We start from the raw sequence: 20731 nt of genomic DNA on the forward strand, positions 1-20731 counted from the left end.
CTCCAGAAAGGACGGGGCCGCCCGAGCGGAAGGGTTAGGGATGAGGTTGAACTTTGCAAGTAAAATCATAAAGATTCTTATTTTTTATCCCACCAGATGCGGGTATCCAACAAGTTAGGACCTTGACGGTCGATGGCCTTTTGGACATTTACTTTATTGACATTCAACTCGGCATCGGTGTAAGTCAAACGGCGAATAAATGGCTCCGTTTTAAGGTCTTTCCCAGGATACGTATTCGGTGTTAACACGGGGAAATCGCTTCTTCGGAAGTTTGCCCACGACTCAGGGCCATTCAGGAAGGTTGCCACCCAGTATTGCGTATTAATTTGCTCCAACTCTTTTCCAACGGCTAACGGATTCGCTTTCACGTACGTATCTATCGCCGCGTCGGCAATAGCCGTATTTGCACCGTAACTCGCATATTGCTGCATGTTGGCCTTTATCCCGTTGGCATACAGTGTGGCGGCATCGCCCGTTGTCCATTTCCGATACACCGCCTCTGCCAACAACAGTTGGGTTTGGGCATAGGTCACCAAAAAGCTAGGCGCCGTTAAGCCGCCCATACGCGTACGATCCAATTGACTATAATCCCACAAACTTGCCAGTTTTTTAGCGGCAACGGCGGTGCTTATTGTCGTGTTGTCGTAGCCTTGAGGAGCCCCAATCTGAACCGCAGACGTACGATTGGCCCGCGACTCCACCTGCTGGGCACCGCTGGTTGCACCCACGTAGCGCACCGCAATCGAGGCTAAGCGCGGGTCATTATTTTTATTCAAATACTCCACAAAATCTTCGGAAAGGTAAAAGAACGCCGACTGCCCCCCGTTGAGTTGTGAACCAATAGGATTGGTAAAACTCGCATTGTGACGAATGATCGCATTGTCTGCGTTGGATTGCATCACCCCACCCGTCACGGCCTTCGCGACGTATTCTGCCGCTTTTGCTGGGTTTACCTTTGATAAACGCATGGCCGCTCTCAACAAAAGTGAATACCCCAATCGCTTCCATTTGGTGACGTCTCCATCGTACAACAAATCGGTAGTTGCTCTGGCTTTAGAGGCATCCAGAGCAGCCGAAGCACCGTCTAATTCACTCAGAATCGCCATATACACCGACTCTTGGGTGTCGTAAACAGGCGTTGAAATGCCTTCCAAATAATTTCGGCCTGCTTGAGTATAGGGAATATCGCCGTAGGTATCGGTCAAAATCATGAACGAATACGCCTGCCAAATCCGAATCATATTGTAGAGGTTCGAGCGCGCAGGGATATCTTTGGTTTTAGCTAGAGCATCTGTCAGTTCTTTGATGTTGGTTTGGTAATACGTATTCCAATTACCCGACGCTACCCCGCGATTGTCTTGGTTAAAATTCGCCGCCGACCCTTGCCCGCTAAAGGGCGTAATCATCTGCTTGACGATGGTCGTTTCGTAACTCAAGTTCCCGTAGGCAGGTGCCGTATTGACAATGGCCGTATTGAGTTGATAGCCAGGGTCAACGGCCGTGAGGGCAATGGGGTTTACGTTCATTTCATCAAACCCTTTATCGCAGCCAACCAAGCCCCCCACTCCAACAACGATTGTCGTCCAAAAAGGGAGCGAAAAAGCCAATTTTCTGATTATATTTTTCATTGTTTGTATCCTTTTATTGTTTCCCCGAAAGCTTAGGAATAAGCCCCCATCGGGGGTTTGGGAGCTTAAAACTTCACATTTAAGTTAAAGCCAATGTTTCTGGTAATCGGTAGTCCCGTAGCTTCGAGACCCACGAGGTTATCCGACGGAAATCCAAACTGCTCTGGGTGAATGTTTGGCACCCATTTTTTGATGACCGCTACGTTGTTAGCGACGGCATTGAGGCGGATTCCTTTAACAAATCGACGGTTGGCGGGCAACAATTTGCTCAAATCATAACCCAACGAAATCTGGCGTAGCTGCCAAAGCCCTGCGTTGTAAACAAACTCTTCGGCGATGTTTTGCGAGCGTACCGTTTCGTAAAATGCCTGAACAACCGACTTGGTTTTATTCACCTCACCGTTCGGATTTACGCCGTCTCCAATGACGAAATTCTCCGCCCGACCTACCAACGTGGCTTTGTGCAAACCATGACGCCACGCGTTGTGGTTGGTACCAGAAATCATCTTATGACCCAATTTAAAGTCAATCAAAAACGATAGCTCTACGCCTTTGAAATTGAAACTATTGGTGATTCCACCTACCCAAAGTGGTAAGGCGCTGCCAAACGGAATTTGGGTAGCAGTACGAAGTGGACGGCCATTGCCCGCGTCAAATACTTGGCGGCCTTGGGCGTCGCGGAGGTAACCAAATCCGAACAACTGCCCCATTGGTTGCCCCACCACCTGGCGCAACTCACCCGTAAATTCACCCGTTCCGACGGTAATCATGTTATCGCTCACGCCGCTTCCCAAATCCAGCACTTTGGTTTTGTTATACGCCGCGTTCAAAATAAGGCTCCAAGTGAGGTCTTCACGCCGAATGGGGTTAAGTGTCACCAACATTTCGACACCTCGGTTTTGGCTTTGGCCTACGTTGATAAGTTGCGTTAAGTACCCCCCTGCATTGGAGGTCTGCGCCCGCAAAATTTGGTCAGAAGACAGTTTGTCGTAGTAGGTAAAATCAAGTCCCAAGAAATTATTAAACAACTTCAACTCCAAGCCAAACTCTTTCTCTGAGACGCGCATGGGGCGTAAGTTAGGGTTCGGTACGGTACTGCCACTGATTGTTCCCAAAGGCTGGGCAACGCCCGTTGGCGAAGGAAACTGCTGCGCGTTGATGCTGTAAAAGAGGTTGTTAGCATAGGGCGACACGTCGGTATCACTACCCACTTCGGCGTAGGCAGCCCTGATTTTTCCGAAATTAATCCAAGTGGGCAACTTCGTCGCAAAGGCTTGTGAAAACACAAAGCTTGCGGTAATAGATGGATACAAAATGCTTCTGTTGGCTGGCGACAACGTTGAAAACCAATCGTTGCGTACGGTTCCGTTCAAAAACAAATAATCTTTGTACGACACCTCAGCCGACGCATAGAGGGAGTTCACTTGACGCTCAGAAAAATCGTACGTGGCATCACGCAAACGACCGTTTCCAACGGTATATAGGTTTCTGGTATAAAAATCTTGCACAAATACATTGTGGCGGCTGATTCGGCGATACATTTGGTTGCCTCCCACGTTCACGTTCATCCCAATGACCCCAAACGTACGATTAGCCCCCAACAAGAAATCGGCATTAAGTTCACGTACACTACGCGCATCTTGTACAAATTGTCCATTTACAAAACCTGCGGGAGCGGCAGGTTGTCGCTGCGTACCCGTTGGGAGGTTATAATCTTGCTCTCTCGAATAGTAATCCTGCCCAACCCGACCTTGCAAAAACAACCAATCAGTAAAGTTATAACGCGCAGTTAGGTTGCCAAAAACACGGTCATTCCGAATATTATCAAAGCGTTTAAGCGCAAAATAAGGGTTAGTACGGTTCGTAAATCGTGACCAAACCACTTCGTTTCCGTTGGCATCTTCCGCATTTTTTTCCAATAAATCGAGCGGCATCGAATTTGCCATGTTGAAAATAATCACGGGACTGTAATCTTGTTCGGCAATGTTTGGGGGATTTTTACGGTATTCGTTTGAGTAATTAACGTTTCCCGAAACGGTCAGTTTTTTGGCAAACGTTTGGGTAAAACCAAGGTTGATTGTCCGACGGTGATAGCCCGAATTTCGGAGAATGGTGCGGTTGTCTAAGTTAGATACCGAAAGGCTAAATCCTCCATTTTCACCTCCAGAAGATAGCGTCATGGTGTTGGTCCAAGTATATCCTTTTTGGTAAAACTGTGAAATTTGATTCCGCTGTGGCTCATACGGAACGGTGATGTTGTCGAACAAAACTTGTGTCATTCCAGGCTGGAATTTTTCTCCAAAACTCCACTGTCCCGACGTAGGGAAGGCCGCCGTTGGACGCAAGCCGTTTTCACCTTGACCGTATTCATATTGATAATCGGTGTAATCCAAGGGAGTTTCGGACGTAAAATTGGAATTATAAGTCAAAGAAACGCCCGAGCCCGAACCACGATTTTTGGTCGTAATCATAATAACGCCGTCTTTGGCACGAGAGCCATACAAGGCCGAAGCCGCCGCACCTTTCAAAACTGTCATCGACTCAATGTCATCAGGGTTGATACTACTCAAGCCGTCACCACCGTCGGAGGTACGGTTGCTTCCTCTTTCGGAAACATCACCGCGCGCGCCGTTGTTGGTATTGTCGATGGGCACACCGTTGACCACAATCAAAGGAGAATTATTTCCTCCAAACGACGATTGCCCGCGAATACGAATTTTGCTCGTACCTGCGGGTCCAGACCCCAACGATGTGATATTTACCCCCGCCATTTTACCCTGCAACGCATTCATAAAATTGGCAGTACGGTTGACTGTCATTTCGTCTGTCCCTACCGTTGCGGTCGCATAACCCACACTTTTTGCTTGTTTTTTTATCCCCAAGGCCGTCACAACCACCTCACCCAACGACTTACTTTCGGGTACTAGCGAAATGTTGATGGCCGTTTGCGTGCCCACGATGACTTCCTTACTTTCGTATCCGACGTAGCTAAAAACCAGCACCGACGCGTTGTTGGGCACTTCCAGTTGATACGCCCCATCAACGTTGGTGGTAGTACCGCGCTGCGTTCCTTTGATCAAGACACTTACGCCTGGCAAACCTACGCCCTTTTCGTCGGACACTTTCCCCTTAATGAGTTCGGCCAGTAACTCCATTTTTTCTACGGCTCTTACCACCGAAACCTCTGCCGTCAAGGGTTTTTCGGTGAGCTGGGGGGCAATGATGCTTTCTTGAAATCGGGCGTCAGCTTCCGCCGTTTTTTTTGACTTTTTTGTTTCCAAAATCACGTAAGCCCCTTCTTTTACCTTCTTGTAGTTCAGTCCCGAAACTTTCAAGACCTTTTCTAAGTTCGACTCCAATGAGGCTTTGTAATCAACAAGGTCAGCGGGTACAACAAGTCCATCTACAAGCCCGCCTTCAAAAAGAATATCAACGCGATAGTAGCTTTTAAGTTGGCTCAAAACTCCTTTTAACTTTTGAGTTTCAGGAGCCGATTTTTGTTCGGGTTTTGGCGCGAGTTTATACGCTTTGGCATACACCTGCTGCGACCAACTTGGCCGCCCAAAGAGCAACAAGGCAAGTAGTAAACTACCTACCCAACTTGATTTTTGTAGGTTTGTCTTCATTATAACACAGGTTTGGGTCTATTATTTATCAGTAAGAAGTACGGTATCACCCACTTTGGTGATTTGGAGGTCAAATATTTCAGAAACAATTTCAAGCAATTCGTCGGCATTATTGGCCCGAAACGACCCCACAAGCGTCCGTTGGGACAGGGAATCGTCGGCGATAATTACTTTTAAACCGTAGTTATCGGCCATAATTCGGACAAATTCTTCCAAGGTTGTATCATCGAACACAAAGCGATGCTCTTTCCATGCCGTGTATTTTTCAGGTTGCTCGGTAACTTCTTTTTTTAGGTGGTTGCTTTGGTCAAACGTCACCAACTCTCCAGGCTTCATCATTAGCTCTTTTTGCGTTGTCCCTTCTTGGTAGCGCAACTGAACTTTGCCTTTGTTCAACACCACTTTGGCTTCTTTGCGGCGGGCATAAACCGAAAATTCTGTTCCCAAAACAACTACCTCTACCCCTTTCTCAGTTTTTACCACAAATCGTTGGTTATCAATGGTATGCGTTACCGAAAAATTCGCTTCTCCCGTTAGTTGCACCTGACGTGTTTTCTTTCCAAAACCAAATCTGGGGACTTCCAAGGCTGAATTTGCATTAAGAATTACTTGTGTACCATCGCTCAGGGTTATCGTTTGGGTTTCTCCAAATGCGGTACGATAAGTTTTAAACAAAAACGAATCTTGGTACAACCATCCTGTCGCCAACACACCCACCAAAGAAGCTGCAACTGCCCACCGCTTCCAAGTCATTTGTCGCGTTACTACCTCTTCATACTCCGTGCGAGCCACAGAATCAGGGTTTTCGTCAACTTGGTCAGCCCATTGGCTAAATCGTTCCAAGCCCGCATCGACATCCGTGAGGTACTGCGGATTTTGGTGTTCGTATTCAAACAGCCATTTGTAAAACAACTCTTCGTTGCCTTCCTTCTTTACCCAGTCATCAATCATTTGCTTCTGCAAAGCCGATGATTTTCCAGATAAATAGCTGAATATAAATTGTTTCGTTATTTCCACGTTCATTGATGTATAAAAGATTGGGAACTCCACTTTCGCGAAGTTGTTGGTTAAAAAATGAGGCCAAACACCACTAAAACTTCCGAAAGAAGCCACTTCCCCTTGAGCAACTCACGAACGTACTGATTGGCTCGGTGAAGCTGTACGTCCACTGTTTTCACTGAAAGGTTCAGCTCATCCGCAATCTCTTGGTACTTTTTCCCTTCAAATTTTCGCATCAAATAAATTTTTCGCCGCTCAATCGGTAATTTATTCACGGCTTCTTCCACATCGTGGTACAGTTCTTCAAATTGGCTGATATGGTCAGGCTGATATTCGTCGAGCATCGGTTTTTGGGCGGCTTCGAGCAGGTCTGCTTTGCGGCTCAAATCCCAACGGAGGTAGTTATACGCTTTATTGCGAACAGCCCGAAATAGGTAAAACCGATAAGAGGAAGTAATGTCGCCAAATGTTTTGTTGGCATACAGTTGATAAAAAATTTCAGAGACAAGATCTTCAGCCGTTTCTCGCGAACCAACGTACTTCACCGCGTGGGTACAAAGGGGTTGGTAATAGCGTTTGTAAAGCAAGGCCATTCCTTCCCGCGCATTGGTCTCAAAGGTTTTTCGGATAAACAATTCGTCATCAAACTCCACGACTTTTTTATCGTCGGAAGAAGATAATGGTGTGGTAATAGGAGTACCCTTGGTTTCAATATAATTATTGTTGACCTGCTTCATCGTGCTATGGTGTACTTTCTCTAAAGACAAGTTCGCACGAATACTTCCTTACAAGAATTGAAAAATATTTTTATTTTTTTGAATTTTATTTAGAATAGCGTGGGCTTATTTTGTAACCATATAAGAAATATAAGAGATTATAAGGCAAACCGTAAACCCAAAACAGGAAACAGAAAACCCAACACTAAGTCAAAGGCCCAGGGTTAAAGAGTACTAAGTCGTTGTATAAACCCAATTTGTCTGTTGCTACTTTTTTGGTTCCACTGGCCACTTCCAAAATCAAGTGGAACAATTCCCAACCCATTTCTTCTATGGTTTTTTCGCCAAAAGCAACGGGTCCCGCGTCGAAATCAATCAAATCGTGCCAACGGTTGGCGAGTTTTGAGTTAGAACTTACTTTTATTACGGGTACCATGTTAAGTCCATAAGGAGTGCCGCGCCCCGTGATGAATACGTGCATGTTCATCCCTGCGGCCAATTGCAGCGTACCACAAGCGAAATCAGAAGCAGGCGTTGCGACAAAATTTAGTCCTTTCTTTCTTACTTTTTCTCCTGGAGAAACCACATCCACAATCGGGCTCGTCCCCGACTTGGCAACCGAACCCAATGCTTTTTCGACAATGTTACTTAGTCCTCCACCTTTATTTCCTGGAGTTGTATTGGCACTGCGGTCGGCTTGACCTTGGTAGAGGTAATTGTCGTACCACGCCATTTCGTCTTTGAGTTTTTGGGCAACGGTTTCATCCATTGCCCTTGGCACCAACAAATGTATGGCATCGCGGACTTCGGTCACTTCCGAAAAAAACACCGTTCCTCCCGCTTTCACAATCAAATCGGCGGCAAAGCCTGACACAGGATTGCCCGTCAAGCCCGAAAAAGCGTCGCTTCCACCACATTGCATCCCCACCACCAAATCCGCTACTGAACATCGGGTACGCTGGCGTTGATTGAGTTTTTTCAGGTGCGTTGCTGCCATTTCCATAATCCCGTCCACCATTTCATAAAAACCCTCAAAACGCTCATCTTGGAGATAGAGAATAGACAGCCCCCCGTCCCCCGATAGGGGTGCTATTTTTTCTGGTCTAAGTTTTTCACAACCAAGGCCAATAATCATCACTTCGCCGCCAAAGTTGGGATTTTGTGCAATGTTTTTGATGGTTCGAATCGGCACAATTGCGCCAGGAGCATCAATTGCAATGCCACATCCATAACTGTGATTAAACGCCACTACGTCATCGACATTAGGATACAAAGGCAGCAATTCTTTTCGTATTTTATTTTCGATAAAATTGGTAATACCTGCCACGCATTGTACGCTCGTGGTAATTGCCAATACATTTTTTGTACCTACACTACCATCAGCATTTCGGTAGCCCATGAAAGACGCCTTCCTTAATTGAGCTTGCAATTTATCATTTATCTCAACAGGAGGTAAAACTGGTTTGTACTTAATATCTTCCAATTTGGGAGGTTCGGGCAAACTGATATTTCCCTCATTGACCCAGCTACCTTTTTCAATGGTTCGGGTCGCATAGCCTATTACTTGTCCATAACGCCGAACTTCATCGCCTATTTTGAGGGTTTGGAGGGCTACTTTATGCCCCATCGGAATATCTTCTACTAAAACCGTTGTACCCATGACAATGCTTCCACGTTTCAGTCCCGAAGGAATTGCTACGATGGCTACGTTGTCATTGGGCGAGGTTTTGATAACTAGCCCCCTAGTCCCTATTGGGGAAGTTTGAGTATCTATAATAGTGTTTTTCATTTTCTGATGTATATATTAAAACTCCCCCATTAGGGGGTGGGGGCTGCTACACCATTGGCCACAACCAAGCTGCTATCATTGTCAAAAGTACCCCCGCCAATCCCATCAAACTTTGCATAGGGGCAATGGTTTTGAGGGCTTCTTGCTCGGTTAGATTAGAGGTTTTACACATAATCCAGAAACCTGCGTCGTTCATCCACGGAATTAGTTTTGCCCCGCTTCCGATGGCCAAGCACAGATAAACGGGGTGAAAACCTAAATTGGCATTTTGGGCCATTCCAGCCAGTATCCCCGAAGCCGTAATCAACGCTACCGTCGCTGAACCTTGGGCCGTACGCACCACTGCCGTAATTAAAAATGCCAACGGAATAAGCGCCATTTGATAATCTTTTGTCATGTCGGCAATGCGCTGACTAATACCTGTTTGCTGCAACATTCCACCAAAAGCCCCACCAGCGGCTGTAATCAAAATAATACCTCCACCACTCATCAAAGCCGTTTGGGTGAAGGCCGTCAGTTTGTCTTTTGTTGTTTTTTTCTGGCCTGCCAAGACGTAAAGCGCAAAACAAGCCCCCATAAAAATGGCGATGTTTTTATCTCCACAGAACATCAGTACATCCATAAATCCTTGACTAAAAGGCGATAAGTTTTCGTGCGGAATTTTAAATGCCTCCACCGCCGAGCGCACACAAATAGTTACCAATGGAAACACCGCAGGAAGCAGCGCCCATCCCAAAGCAGGTAGTTCTTTGTCATCTTTGTTGGCAATGGCTGCAATGTCTTCCAAACGGGCATCGGGCGCATCACGCAAGGGAATATCGTATTTTTTATTGAGATACAGCGCAATAAGGTAACCTACTGTAATGGTACAAAGCCCTAATAAAGTGCCGCAAACCATCATTAACCCAATGGGAACGTTTAACGCACCAATGAGAAATAACGGCCCAGGCGAAGGAGGAACGTAAGAATTGGCCATAACGGCACCCGCAATGACCGACAACGCCAGCAAAAGATAATTTTTACCCAAACGCATTCCCATCGCTTTGGCCAAAGGCATCATTAAAAAGATAACTGTATCAACAAAAACGGGTATCGTCAAAAAGAAACTGCTCAGAATAAACCCAACGGGTGCATTTTTCACGCCTGTCACTTTCAGCATGGCACGAATGATTTTTTCGGCGGCTCCGCTGTCTAGCATCGACTTTCCGATGATAGCTGCCATCGCAATCAAAATACCAATTTTAGCGCAGGTATTTCCAAATTCGGTGGCAATACGTTCACCTACGCTTTTATGCGCTTGTTTCAACGCCTCGGCAGCCGACATGCCTTTGGCCAGATAAAATTGTTCAATCGCCGCCTCGGGTGTAAGCAATGCAACCACCAACGCCGCAGACAAAAGTGCCAAAAATGGATGCAATTTAAAACCAATGATACCACCGACAACAATCACCACGCCAACGAGCAAAATGAGTACAGGATCTAACATGTTATTTAAGTTAAGGATAACAACACTACTAACATTTATAAAACCAAACAAAGATTAATTTGTATTTTTTCACGCAATCGTTATCGGGAACGTTGTCAACGTACCCTCTTTTTACACCTGTAGTAAGTAAAAACGTTTGGGGTTTCTACTTTAAAATTTCACAAAACCAACCTTTCCTCATGACCTCCATTGTTGACCTCCTCACTCAAGCAGTTGGAAAAGACGCCATTTTACCCCCAATCGAAGCTACCGAACGCCCCGCAAGCCGTTGGTTATCGACCGACAACCTTTCGTGCAAAGCATTAGCGCGTCCCAATACCACCGACGATGTGGCGAAAATCCTACGACTTTGTAATGAATACGGCCAAACCGTAGTACCGCACGGTGGTTTGACAAACGTGGTTGGGGGCGTGACCACTACCTCCAACGACGTGGCATTGAGTCTCGAACGAATGAATGTCATTGAGGAAATTGACCTTCAAAACAAAACAGTTACGGTACAAGCGGGCGTGATTTTACACGATTTGCAAAAGGTCGTTGCTGAAGCAGGTTTGTTGTTTCCGCTGGACTTAGGTGCCAAAGGGAGTTGTATGATTGGCGGCAATATCTCAACGAATGCAGGAGGTTTGCAGGCGCTTCGATATGGAGTTATGCGTCAGCTTGTCTTGGGCTTGGAAGTAGTTTTGGCCGACGGTACGGTTATTTCTTCGATGAATAAAATGCTCAAAAACAACGCTGGCTACGATTTAAAGCACTTGTTCATTGGGTCAGAAGGAACGCTCGGGGTCGTCACCAAAGCTGTTTTGAAACTAGAAGATGCCCCCAAAAGTAAAAATACGGCGCTTATTGGCCTTTCCAGCTTCGACAAAGCAATCGCATTTCTGCAAACCGCCAAGCGTGAATTGGCCAATAAACTCACCACGTTTGAAATCATCTGGCAAGACTATTACCGTTTGATGACCTCACCTCCCTCTAGTTTTACGCCGCCTCTTCCCCAAGATTATCCTTATTATGTATTGATGGAAGCATTAGGCCAAAATCAAGAAGCAGACGAAGTTCATTTTCAAAATTTATTGGAACAATCGCTCGAAAATGGCCTTATCGAAGACGCCACTTTGGCACAATCTCAACAAGAGCTGGACTGGTTTTGGGGAATACGCGAAAAAGTTGACTTTATTTTTCAAGTTCACCAACCTGTATTTTTGTTTGATGTGAGTTTGCCCATCACTGACATGGAAGCCTACATTAACACCGTCATCCACAACCTTAAAGCGGTGTGGCCACAAGTTCATTTCTACAGTTTTGGTCACATGGGCGATGGAAATTTGCACTTATTTGTAAGCTGCGGAGAAAACACCCCCGAAACTCGCCACCGCGTGGAAGAAATCGTATTTCTACCTCTTCAAAAAATCGGTGGTTCGATTACAGCCGAACACGGTATTGGTCTCGAAAAAAAACCGTGGCTTCACCTCAGCCGCACACCTGAAGAACTAGCCCTTATGCGTACTCTCAAACAAGCACTAGACCCCAAAGGTATTTTGAATCCTGGAAAAGTAGTTTAATTTTATAAAGGTTGTAGATAGACAAAACGTCTATAAGTCTTTCTATTTCTTATCAAGATAGCAATTTAGTATTAACCTTTTCGTTTCTACTAAAACTAAACCTTTACTCCTATGAAAATTTTATCCACTTCCATTTTCTTTTTTTTCATCTTTACTTTCTTTACTCACGCGCAGCTGCCGAATGTATCAATTCATATTCAATCACCACAAAAAAACAATGCGGTAGCTTACTTGATAATCTCCAATTTGATTTCAGGAGGTGACACCGTCGCCAGAACATCACTCAATGCGCAAGGAGATGGTTCCCTAAACTTTCACCTCAATCAACCAACATTTGCCGAATTAACCATTGAAAAATTCCAATTCACTTGTTTTCTTTCTCCCGACGACAACCTAAAGGTAATTGTGGAAACCAATGATAAGGCGACTTCGATCCAATTTTCGGGTAAAGGAGCTGAGGCCAATAATTATTTGGAGGAATCAAGTAGTGTTTTCAATAAGCACTTCAACGTTGGGGGTAAACAAATCAATGAATTTGCTCCCGAAGAATTTACCAATTCTTTGAATAAAATGAAAAATGCTTTGGATGAGTTCCATCAAAGCTTTATCCAAAAATATCCTCTGCCCGAAAAAACTTCTAAATTACTGGAAATCAGTAACCAAATCATCCCTTTAAGTTTTAAACACAACTATATTTCGGCCCGTTATAACACAACAGAAGGGCGAATGTCCATCCCTGAATTTTTAGAAAAAGTGTACGGTGAAATTCCATTGGATGATGATTTCCTCAACGCCAAGTATTCTTACTATGGCTGGGTTTTGAAAGAATATTACGACAATTTATGTTTTGCACTGCTGGCTCAAAAAACTCCTGATGGAAAAAAAATACCCTATGCAGCGTTTCCCGAAATGCTTGAGAAAATGATTAAAAATGGTAATTACTCCAAAGCAATGACAGAGTGTTTATTGGCAATCAATATTTATGATGCACTCAATCAAGGATTAACTAGCGGTACGATGTCAGTTTATGAATCATTTAAAAAGGAATATTCTCATTCCATTTATCAGTTACCCCTTGACAAAAAGTACCAAAAATGGATTACTATTTCAAAGGGTGCTGCCGCCCCCAATTTTACAGGCGTTACTCCTGATGGAAAGAAGGTCTCTTTGAGCGATTTAAAGGGTAAAATTGTCTATGCAGATATTTGGGCGACCTGGTGCGGACCTTGTGTAGAAGAATTACCAAAAGCAAAGGAAATTCAACAAAAGTTTTCGGAGAAGGATGACGTGGTGTTTCTATACGTCTCTATTGATAGCAAAAGTACAAATTGGAAGAATTTTTTAGAAAAAGACCCCGCATTTAAAGGCACACATATCAATATTTCGGACGATACGGAGGTTTCTAAACTTTATAAAGCATATCAAATGAGCGGTGTTCCTGCATACTTCCTCATTGACAAAGAGGGTAAAATTATTACCGCCACCGCCTCCCGCCCATCGTCTGGTAAAGTGGAAGGAGAAATTCGAGCGTTGTTAAAATAAGGGGAGCTTGTTTCACAAAGGTTGCGCTTCTCCGAAGCGAGCATTGGTTTGCCTCATTTTATTTCTACAAACGTTTTTATTTCTCCGAAGCAATGTTGGTTTCGGAGAAACAAAACGTTTGTACCTACACATCCTGTCTCAGTACTTCCAAAGGAGAACGTGAGAGAATACCCCAGCTGTTGGCAAGGCCAATGAAAACTGTCAAAAAAGTAACCGTTAAAAACACTACTCCTACGGGCCAAAGAACTGGATTAAAGGTCATCTCAAAACTAAACGTCGCCAATGCCCAGCTGCCTACTAATGCCAGTAAAATTCCCGTAAAAGCCGCCAGTGTCCCCAAAAATAAATATTCTAACGCTGTGATTATCAATATTTGGCGACGACTTGCGCCTAACGTTCTCAGCAAAATACTTTCTTGAATCCGTTGGTATTTGGAAATCAGCACCGAGGCAATCAGAACAATCAGCCCAGTCAGGATACTAAAACCAGCCATAAAACGAATGACAAAGCCAATTTTGGTTGAAATATCGTCTAAAACGGTCAGTATCAATCCTAAATCAACCATCGACACGTTAGGAAACTGTCGTACCATCGCTTGTTGAAACTGCGCAGAAACCGTCGTGTTGGGTACGTGCGTGAGCAAAACGTGAAATTGAGGTGCTTCTTCCAACACGCCTTTGGGGAAAAGTACCAGAAAATTGGTTTGTACACCTGCCCAGTCCACATCACGCAAACTAGCCACAACGGTAGTAAGCATCATTCCTTGGACGTTGAACAAAAGCGTATCACCGATGTTGATGGTATTTCGTTCGGCGTAACCATCTTCCAACGAAATAGGTACAGGTTGACTCACATCTTTTACTTCACTTATCCACTTTCCTTTCACCACTTTCTCAGTCGAAATGAGCGAATCACGGAATGTTACGCGGTATTCCCGACTAAACAATCCACGCCAACGTTTGTTTGTTGTGTCTTTAAGGGCTTCGGTAGAAGTTTGTCCGTTGAGTTGTTCTAACCGCATCGTAACAATGGGAACGTTTTGTAAAATTGGCAATTTCTGACTTTTTACCACCTCCATTACAGCCTGTTTTTGAGGTGTTTGAATATCAAAAAGCACCATATTAGGCTGATCACCGTCGGTTGATAGCTTGATTCGGTCTAGTAACAGGTTTTGGACAAACAAAAGGGTACAAATAAACATGGTACCAAGGCCAATAGACACCATCAAAATGGCTGTTTGGTTGTTGGGACGATACAAATTGGCCAACCCCTGCCGACTCAAGTAGCTCCATGAAGAAGGAAAAAATCGACGAACTAACCACATCAAAAGCGTAGCCATTCCCAACAACAGCAAAAAGGCGAACGTAACCCCAACGGTAAATGCCACCGCATCGGTCCAACGCTTCATTTGCAGCCACGTAAAGCCAAACACAAATGCCAAAATCAACGCATACACCAGCCATTTGAGTGGGTCTTTTCCCAGGCCCGATTGCTCGTACGATGCCCGTAATACATTGAGAGGCGAAATTTTACGAATTGAAATCAACGACAAAAGCGCAAATAAGTTAGAAATAATTACGCCCAATAGCACCCCTTGGCCGATAGCCGTAAACGAAAGTGAAGTGGCTAGTTCGAAGGGTAAAAAATCTTTGAGAACGAGCGGTAAAAATTGCTGAATCCCTGCTCCCAGCGCTGCCCCCAATAGAGAACCCAACAGGCCAATCCCCGAAATTTGAATGAGGTAAATCAAAAATGCCTGCGACGCTTTTACTCCCAAGCAACGAAGAATGGCAATGGAATTGATTTTTTCACGGATATAAATGTGTATCGCACTTGCGACACCCACACACCCCAACAACAACGCAATGAACCCCACCAAACTCAAAAATCGAGTTAAATCACGAAACGAGCGACCTGTGTCTTCTTTTTGGCTTTCAACGGTTCGGAAATTGTAGTTTTCGTTTTCAAGCTTGGGTTCAATTTTCTTTACTAAAGCTTCAATATTTGTCTTTGGAGCAAATTTGTAATAATAACGATAAACTATACGACTCCCTTTTTGTGCCAATTTGGTCTTTTCCAAAAACGATAACGGAATATAGACCGACGGTGCAACCGTAGCCGCAATTCCCGTTTGACCTGGGGCTTTTTTAAGAATACCCGCAATTTTAAAAGTCATTTCACCCACTTTGATAGAATCTCCTACTTGGGCTTGGTATTGCAACATTAAGGTTTGATCTACCAAGGCGGCTTGTTGCGTACGAAACTCTTTGGCGGCAGCAAGTGGTTCAGTCTCAAGGGTTCCATAGTAAGGAAAATCCCCTTCTAAAGCCCGAATTTGCGCTAGACGAGTTCCGCTATTTTTGGGAAAATAAATCATCGAAGCAAAACTCATTTCCTTCGACTTTTGCCCTTTTAGCGAATCCATCAGGGCCTGCATTTTATCATTTGGTGTCTGATTATCGGATAATTCCAAATCCGCACCCAATAATTCAGCTGCTTGACTATCAATATTTTCCCGCAAATTATACCCCAAAGAATAAATGGCTACTAATGCTGCAATGCCCAAGACAATGGACGATACAAACAGCAACAATCTCGAATAATTTCGCCGACTATCGCGCCAAGCCATTTTCAAAAGCCAACTTATGTTATTGTTCATGCTTTTTCTTATTAACCATTTACTTTTCCTCCTTTGATTCGGATAATACGCTGCGTTTTTGCGGCTAATTCCAAGTTGTGCGTCACCAAAATCAACGTCGTGCCTGCTTCTTTGTTAAGGTCAAACAGTAGTTTTTCGACCTTTTCACTTGTTTCGGCGTCGAGGTTACCCGTAGGTTCGTCGGCAAACAAAATTTGAGGTTGGTTAGAAAACGCCCTTGCCAACGACACCCGCTGTTGTTCGCCACCGCTGAGTTGGGTAGGATAGTGATGTCCCCGTTCGGCCAACCCAACTTTATCCAACAAGTCCATCGCCCGACTTTTGATGTTCTTCTCTCCGCGAAGTTCGAGGGGAACCATCACATTTTCGAGGGCAGTGAGGGTAGGTAAGAGTTGAAAGTTTTGAAAAATAAAGCCAACGTACCGATTACGAACATCGGCGAGCTGGTCTTCATTGAGGTTGTTAAGGCGAATTCCGTTTAGTTCGACACTTCCCGAAGTAGCACGGTCGAGTCCCGCACAGAGCCCAAGCAGCGTTGTTTTTCCACTTCCAGAAGGGCCAACGATGGAGAGGGTAGCTCCTGCTTCTACCGAAAAGTTAATATCATCAAGTACCTTGAGTTCACGGTTTCCACTACGATATACCTTCGCTACGTGTTCAAGTTGCAGTATATTTGCCATATTGTTTGGTTTCGCGCAACGCTTTTGGTCATTGGAGGAGGAATACTTTCTTTCTCAGAAACTTATGCGGCGCTGCGTGGGTTTATGTTTCGATGGTTTCCTAATCAAAATACAATATGCTTAAAATAGTTTCGCGTTTATCACTTTATTTTTTTGCCTTGGTACTTCTGGCCTGCAACACGAGCGAGAAAACGAGCACTGAGCAATCTAAAACTACCGATACTACAACGGTTGCTGCTTCACAAAAGGAAGTAAAAAATATCCTGATTTTTGGCAATAGCCTCACGGCTGGTTATGGACTCGAACCTGCACAAGCGTACCCTTCCGTTCTCCAAAACCGCATTGATTCTTTGAAATTACCCTATAAAATTGTGAATGCAGGTTTAAGTGGAGAAACCACTTCGGGCGGGAACAGTCGTTTGGATTGGGTGTTAAAAAACAAAGTCGATATTTTTATTTTAGAATTAGGAGGAAACGATGGTCTGCGCGGTATTGCTGTGACTGAAACGCGTAAAAATCTCCAAGCGATGATTGATAAAGTGAAGGCGAAATACCCAGAAGCCAAAATTATTTTGGCAGGAATGCAAGTTCCTCCGAGCATGGGTAAAAAATACGGCGAAGAGTTTAAGATAATTTATCCCGAATTGGCCAAAAAGAACAACGTTGGATTGATTCCTTTTTTGCTCGAAAAAGTAGGGGGAGAAGTCACGCTTAACCAAAAAGATGGTATTCACCCCAACGAAGCTGGGGCGAAAATCGTGGCGGAGAATGTGTGGGAAGTATTGCAACCCATGCTTGGTCAGTAACCCACTTACTCAAGCCGAATAGCAGCCTCGATGGTTTCAAGGATAAAATCGCACTGGTCTTGGGTCAAAATAAGCGAGGGACGAAGGGTGATTACATTGCCTTCAATGGTTTTGAAAGCCAAACCTCGTTCCATGCAACGGTACATGATGCGTTCGGCGGCTTCGTAGGCTCGTTCTTTAGTTTTGGGGTCTTTTACTAAATCAATACCAATGTGAAAACCTCTGCCCGCGACATTCCCGATAATCGGGTATTTTTCTTGCATTGCCCGAAATGACGCCATCAAATACTCGCCTTTTTCGGCGGCATTATTTACTAAATTGTGTTCTTCGATGTATTCAATTTCGGCCAAACCCGCTGCGGCACACAACGGATTTTTTTCGTGGGTAAAATGCCCAATCGAAAGATGTTGTAAGGTATTGTAGGCTGATTTGGTGACGATTCCCGCAAATGGCAACATTCCACCTCCCAATGATTTACCCAACACCAACACGTCGGGCGTCACGAAATGCTCACTGGCAAACATTTTACCCGTGCGCCCAAAGCCTTCGATAATTTCGTCAAAAATCAAGAAAATACCCTCACTATCGCACAGGTTACGTACTTCTTGCCAGTAATTTTTAGAAGGAACAACGGGAGTTGAAGAAATTGGTTCGGCTACGATGGCCGCGATGTCAGGTTCATTGCGAATGAGGAGTTTGATTTGGCGTAAATATTCTTCGTCGATGGCATCTTGGTCGGTCCAATTCCACGGATTTCGGTAGTAATTAGGAAACTCGACGTGCAGCGCTCCTGGCACCATCGGGCCATTTCCTTTCGTAAAATGCGCTTGCCCGCTTACACTTGCCGCCTGATACCCTGTTCCGTGGTAAGCATCCCAAAACGAAATGGTTTTCCACTTGCCCGTAATTTGTTTTGCCAACATGACTGCCATTTCGATGGCCTCGGAGCCACCAGGACAAAAAAGAACCCTATCGAGCCCTGCGGGCGTAATTTCTGTTAGTTTTTTGGCCAACTGTATGGCAGGGATATTGGTATAGCGGCGCGGCGTAAAAGCCAACGCTTCCTGCATTTGATGCTGAAGTGCTTCCACGACCTTGGGGTTATTAAAACCCGCATTGTGGACACCATTACCGTGCATGTCTAAGTATTTTTTTCCGCTCAAATCATAAATATACGCCCCTTCCGTTCGGGACAAAACATTCATAACGGGGGTAGAAAGCGCTTGGTGTAAAAAATATTTGGCATCTTCTTCTAGCCAAAAGTGCGTTTGTTCGTCGAGCTTTTCGTAAAATAAATGGCGTTGCTGAGAACTATTTATATCGCCTTGATCTTCAGAAATGGTATTTTTTGACATTTGTAAATAGGTTTGGTAAGGGTTGCATTTCCAAATATAAGCTGTTTCTTTTTGCAACATTGATTGCTTCTTTATTATTTTACTCAGCTAAACCCGATGTTACCGCTATGCTATCTACTACTCGTATATTCGATATTCTTGAGTACGCTGTTCGACCTCAAAACAAAGCCAATGTCCTAGCTTGTAAACGTAAAGGCGAATGGCTGACGTTTTCAGCCACCGATATTCTTCAACAGATTGACGAAATGAGTTTGGGTCTCATCGGCTTAGGGGTTAACATTGGCGATCGAATTGCCATCGTTTCAGATGGTCGTCCCGAGTGGAATATTTTAGATTTTGCCATCCAACAGATAGGAGCCATTTCGGTACCCATTTATCCTACCCTCACGCTCGACGATTTTCAATTTATTTTTCATGAATCGGCGGTAAAATTTGTATTTGTAGGCGATGCAAGTCTTTTCCGAAAACTCCTTGACATTGTTGCTACTGCGCCTAGCATCGAGGAAATGTTTACGTTTGATGCGGTAAAAAGTGCTAAAAATTGGCTAGACGTACAAGCCCAAGCCAACGAAGCCAACCGAAGCGAACTGAATAAACGCAAAGCCAATGTCCAACCCGACGACCTTTTGAGTATTATTTATACCTCAGGCACAACGGGCAACCCTAAAGGGGTAATGCTCAGCCACCAAAACCTCATCAGCAACGTCATTGAAGGATGTAAATTGATTGCGTTCGGGGCTGAGGCGCGTGCGTTGAGTTTCTTACCCCTCAATCACGTCTTTGAACGTATGGTACAATACGTGTATTTGCGCTCGGGGATTTCAATTTACTACGCCGAAAACGTAGCCACCATTGCCGAAAATCTCAAAGAGGTGCGCCCAACGGTACTTTCTACGGTGCCTCGTTTGTTAGAAAAAGTGTATGATAAAATTATCGCCAAAGGTTACGAACAACCTCGCATTCAGCGAAATATATTTCTTTGGGCGCTTGATTTAGGTTTGAAGTATGACCCAAATAACTCCATGGGATTTTTGTACAATGCTCAACTAAAGTTAGCCCGCAAACTGGTTTTTAGCAAATGGCAAGAAGGGCTAGGAGGAAAATTGGAAATGATTGTAGCAGGGGCAGCCGCCACGCCGCCACGCATTGCAAGGGTGTTTTGGGCAGCGGGCATTCCCGTATGTGAGGGATATGGTCTGACTGAAACCTCGCCTGTTATTTCGTTTAATCGGCTTTTTCCTCAGCCCGAAGTGCGCATCGGCACAGTTGGGCTTGTGATTGACGGCGTCGAAGTAAAATTGGCCGACGATGGTGAAATTTTGGTCAAGGGACCCAATGTAATGAAAGGTTATTACTTAAAACCAGAACTCACAGCCGAAGTAATTGACGCGAACGGCTGGTTTCACACGGGTGACATTGGCGAATGGATAGATGGTCGTTTTTTAAAAATCACCGACCGTAAAAAAGAAATTTTCAAAACTTCCGCAGGGAAATACGTGGCTCCTCAAGCCGTCGAGGCCAAACTCAAAGAATCGTTTTTTGTTGAACAAGCCGTGGTAATGGGTGATGGTCAAAAATACGCCGCGGCCTTGATTGTCCCGTCGTTTGAAGCCATCAAAGAATTTTGTCGGGTCGAAAACATCACTTATACCAGCGACAAAGAAATCATCAAAAACGAAAAAGTAGTAACCAAGCTTCGCGCGGAAATTGAAACCGAAAATCGGGAATTGGCTCCCTATGAACGTATCAAAAAATATCACTTATTATCAAGCCCTCTTTCAGTTGAAAATGGAGAACTAACCCCCACCCTCAAACCCAAACGCCGTATAATTCAGGAAAAATACAAAGCGGAAATTGCGGGATTGTTTGATTAGCCTAATTTA

General features: G+C 44.6%; 13 protein-coding genes. 4 read left to right on the plus strand and 9 right to left on the minus strand.

Annotated features, from left to right (window positions below; translation table 11 throughout):
* Window positions 1–77 precede the first annotated feature (77 nt).
* From DTQ70_RS10875 to DTQ70_RS10900, 6 genes are all read right to left on the minus strand, one after another.
* The gene (locus DTQ70_RS10875) at window positions 78–1628 is read right to left on the minus strand and encodes a SusD/RagB family nutrient-binding outer membrane lipoprotein (protein ID WP_122930824.1); all 1551 of its coding nucleotides are present in this window, start codon (window positions 1626–1628) and stop codon (window positions 78–80) included.
* A 65-nt stretch (window positions 1629–1693) separates the two neighbouring features.
* On the minus strand, window positions 1694–4783 hold the full coding sequence (locus tag DTQ70_RS10880) for a SusC/RagA family TonB-linked outer membrane protein (protein ID WP_122934361.1): 3090 nt from the start codon (window positions 4781–4783) through the stop codon (window positions 1694–1696).
* Between the two features lie 492 nt (window positions 4784–5275).
* The gene (locus tag DTQ70_RS10885; protein WP_122930825.1) at window positions 5276–6277 is read right to left on the minus strand and encodes a FecR family protein; all 1002 of its coding nucleotides are present in this window, start codon (window positions 6275–6277) and stop codon (window positions 5276–5278) included.
* 44 nt (window positions 6278–6321) lie between these two features.
* Entirely contained in the window at window positions 6322–6990 is a 669-nt protein-coding gene (locus tag DTQ70_RS10890) for an RNA polymerase sigma-70 factor (protein WP_122930826.1), read from the minus strand.
* 184 nt (window positions 6991–7174) lie between these two features.
* Window positions 7175–8758 carry a galactarate dehydratase gene (gene garD / locus DTQ70_RS10895; RefSeq protein ID WP_122930827.1) on the minus strand — a complete coding sequence of 528 codons (1584 nt, stop codon included), beginning with the start codon at window positions 8756–8758 and terminating at the stop codon, window positions 7175–7177.
* Window positions 8759–8804: 46 nt separating this feature from the next.
* Window positions 8805–10244 carry a GntP family permease gene (locus tag DTQ70_RS10900; protein WP_122930828.1) on the minus strand — a complete coding sequence of 480 codons (1440 nt, stop codon included), beginning with the start codon at window positions 10242–10244 and terminating at the stop codon, window positions 8805–8807.
* 179 nt (window positions 10245–10423) lie between these two features.
* Here DTQ70_RS10900 and DTQ70_RS10905 point away from each other — a divergent pair, with 179 nt between their 5' ends.
* On the plus strand, window positions 10424–11806 hold the full coding sequence (locus DTQ70_RS10905) for an FAD-binding oxidoreductase (RefSeq protein WP_122934362.1): 1383 nt from the start codon (window positions 10424–10426) through the stop codon (window positions 11804–11806).
* Between the two features lie 111 nt (window positions 11807–11917).
* Complete coding sequence (locus tag DTQ70_RS10910; protein WP_122930829.1) at window positions 11918–13348, plus strand: TlpA disulfide reductase family protein; 1431 nt, start codon at window positions 11918–11920, stop codon at window positions 13346–13348.
* 124 nt (window positions 13349–13472) lie between these two features.
* Here DTQ70_RS10910 and DTQ70_RS10915 read toward each other — a convergent pair whose 3' ends face one another.
* Both DTQ70_RS10915 and DTQ70_RS10920 read right to left on the minus strand, forming a co-directional pair.
* The gene (locus DTQ70_RS10915; protein WP_122930830.1) at window positions 13473–16007 is read right to left on the minus strand and encodes an ABC transporter permease; all 2535 of its coding nucleotides are present in this window, start codon (window positions 16005–16007) and stop codon (window positions 13473–13475) included.
* 11 nt (window positions 16008–16018) lie between these two features.
* The gene (locus tag DTQ70_RS10920; protein ID WP_122930831.1) at window positions 16019–16687 is read right to left on the minus strand and encodes an ABC transporter ATP-binding protein; all 669 of its coding nucleotides are present in this window, start codon (window positions 16685–16687) and stop codon (window positions 16019–16021) included.
* A 116-nt stretch (window positions 16688–16803) separates the two neighbouring features.
* Between DTQ70_RS10920 and DTQ70_RS10925 the strand changes: the two genes are divergently transcribed.
* Complete coding sequence (locus DTQ70_RS10925) at window positions 16804–17493, plus strand: arylesterase (RefSeq protein WP_122930832.1); 690 nt, start codon at window positions 16804–16806, stop codon at window positions 17491–17493.
* 5 nt (window positions 17494–17498) lie between these two features.
* On the opposite strand, the gene DTQ70_RS10930 is transcribed toward DTQ70_RS10925, so the two are convergent.
* Complete coding sequence (locus tag DTQ70_RS10930) at window positions 17499–18848, minus strand: aspartate aminotransferase family protein (RefSeq protein ID WP_122934363.1); 1350 nt, start codon at window positions 18846–18848, stop codon at window positions 17499–17501.
* 107 nt (window positions 18849–18955) lie between these two features.
* On the opposite strand from DTQ70_RS10930, the gene DTQ70_RS10935 reads away from it, so the two are divergent.
* Window positions 18956–20722 carry a long-chain fatty acid--CoA ligase gene (locus tag DTQ70_RS10935; protein ID WP_122934364.1) on the plus strand — a complete coding sequence of 589 codons (1767 nt, stop codon included), beginning with the start codon at window positions 18956–18958 and terminating at the stop codon, window positions 20720–20722.
* Window positions 20723–20731 lie beyond the last annotated feature (9 nt).

Source organism: Runella sp. SP2, assembly GCF_003711225.1.
In the GTDB taxonomy this organism is placed as follows: Bacteria; Bacteroidota; Bacteroidia; order Cytophagales; family Spirosomataceae; genus Runella.

What these genes read in the sequence shown, in the direction of transcription:
- DTQ70_RS10875 (WP_122930824.1), bottom strand. Translation starts at nt 1,628, where the DNA reads ATGAAAAATATAATCAGAAAATTGGCTTTTTCGCTCCCTTTTTGGACG.
- DTQ70_RS10880 (WP_122934361.1), bottom strand. Translation starts at nt 4,783, where the DNA reads ATGGAGTTACTGGCCGAACTCATTAAGGGGAAAGTGTCCGACGAAAAG.
- DTQ70_RS10885 (WP_122930825.1), bottom strand. Translation starts at nt 6,277, where the DNA reads ATGAACGTGGAAATAACGAAACAATTTATATTCAGCTATTTATCTGGA.
- DTQ70_RS10890 (WP_122930826.1), bottom strand. Translation starts at nt 6,990, where the DNA reads ATGAAGCAGGTCAACAATAATTATATTGAAACCAAGGGTACTCCTATT.
- garD (WP_122930827.1), bottom strand. Translation starts at nt 8,758, where the DNA reads ATGAAAAACACTATTATAGATACTCAAACTTCCCCAATAGGGACTAGG.
- DTQ70_RS10900 (WP_122930828.1), bottom strand. Translation starts at nt 10,244, where the DNA reads ATGTTAGATCCTGTACTCATTTTGCTCGTTGGCGTGGTGATTGTTGTC.
- DTQ70_RS10905 (WP_122934362.1), top strand. Translation starts at nt 10,424, where the DNA reads ATGACCTCCATTGTTGACCTCCTCACTCAAGCAGTTGGAAAAGACGCC.
- DTQ70_RS10910 (WP_122930829.1), top strand. Translation starts at nt 11,918, where the DNA reads ATGAAAATTTTATCCACTTCCATTTTCTTTTTTTTCATCTTTACTTTC.
- DTQ70_RS10915 (WP_122930830.1), bottom strand. Translation starts at nt 16,007, where the DNA reads ATGAACAATAACATAAGTTGGCTTTTGAAAATGGCTTGGCGCGATAGT.
- DTQ70_RS10920 (WP_122930831.1), bottom strand. Translation starts at nt 16,687, where the DNA reads ATGGCAAATATACTGCAACTTGAACACGTAGCGAAGGTATATCGTAGT.
- DTQ70_RS10925 (WP_122930832.1), top strand. Translation starts at nt 16,804, where the DNA reads ATGCTTAAAATAGTTTCGCGTTTATCACTTTATTTTTTTGCCTTGGTA.
- DTQ70_RS10930 (WP_122934363.1), bottom strand. Translation starts at nt 18,848, where the DNA reads ATGTCAAAAAATACCATTTCTGAAGATCAAGGCGATATAAATAGTTCT.
- DTQ70_RS10935 (WP_122934364.1), top strand. Translation starts at nt 18,956, where the DNA reads ATGCTATCTACTACTCGTATATTCGATATTCTTGAGTACGCTGTTCGA.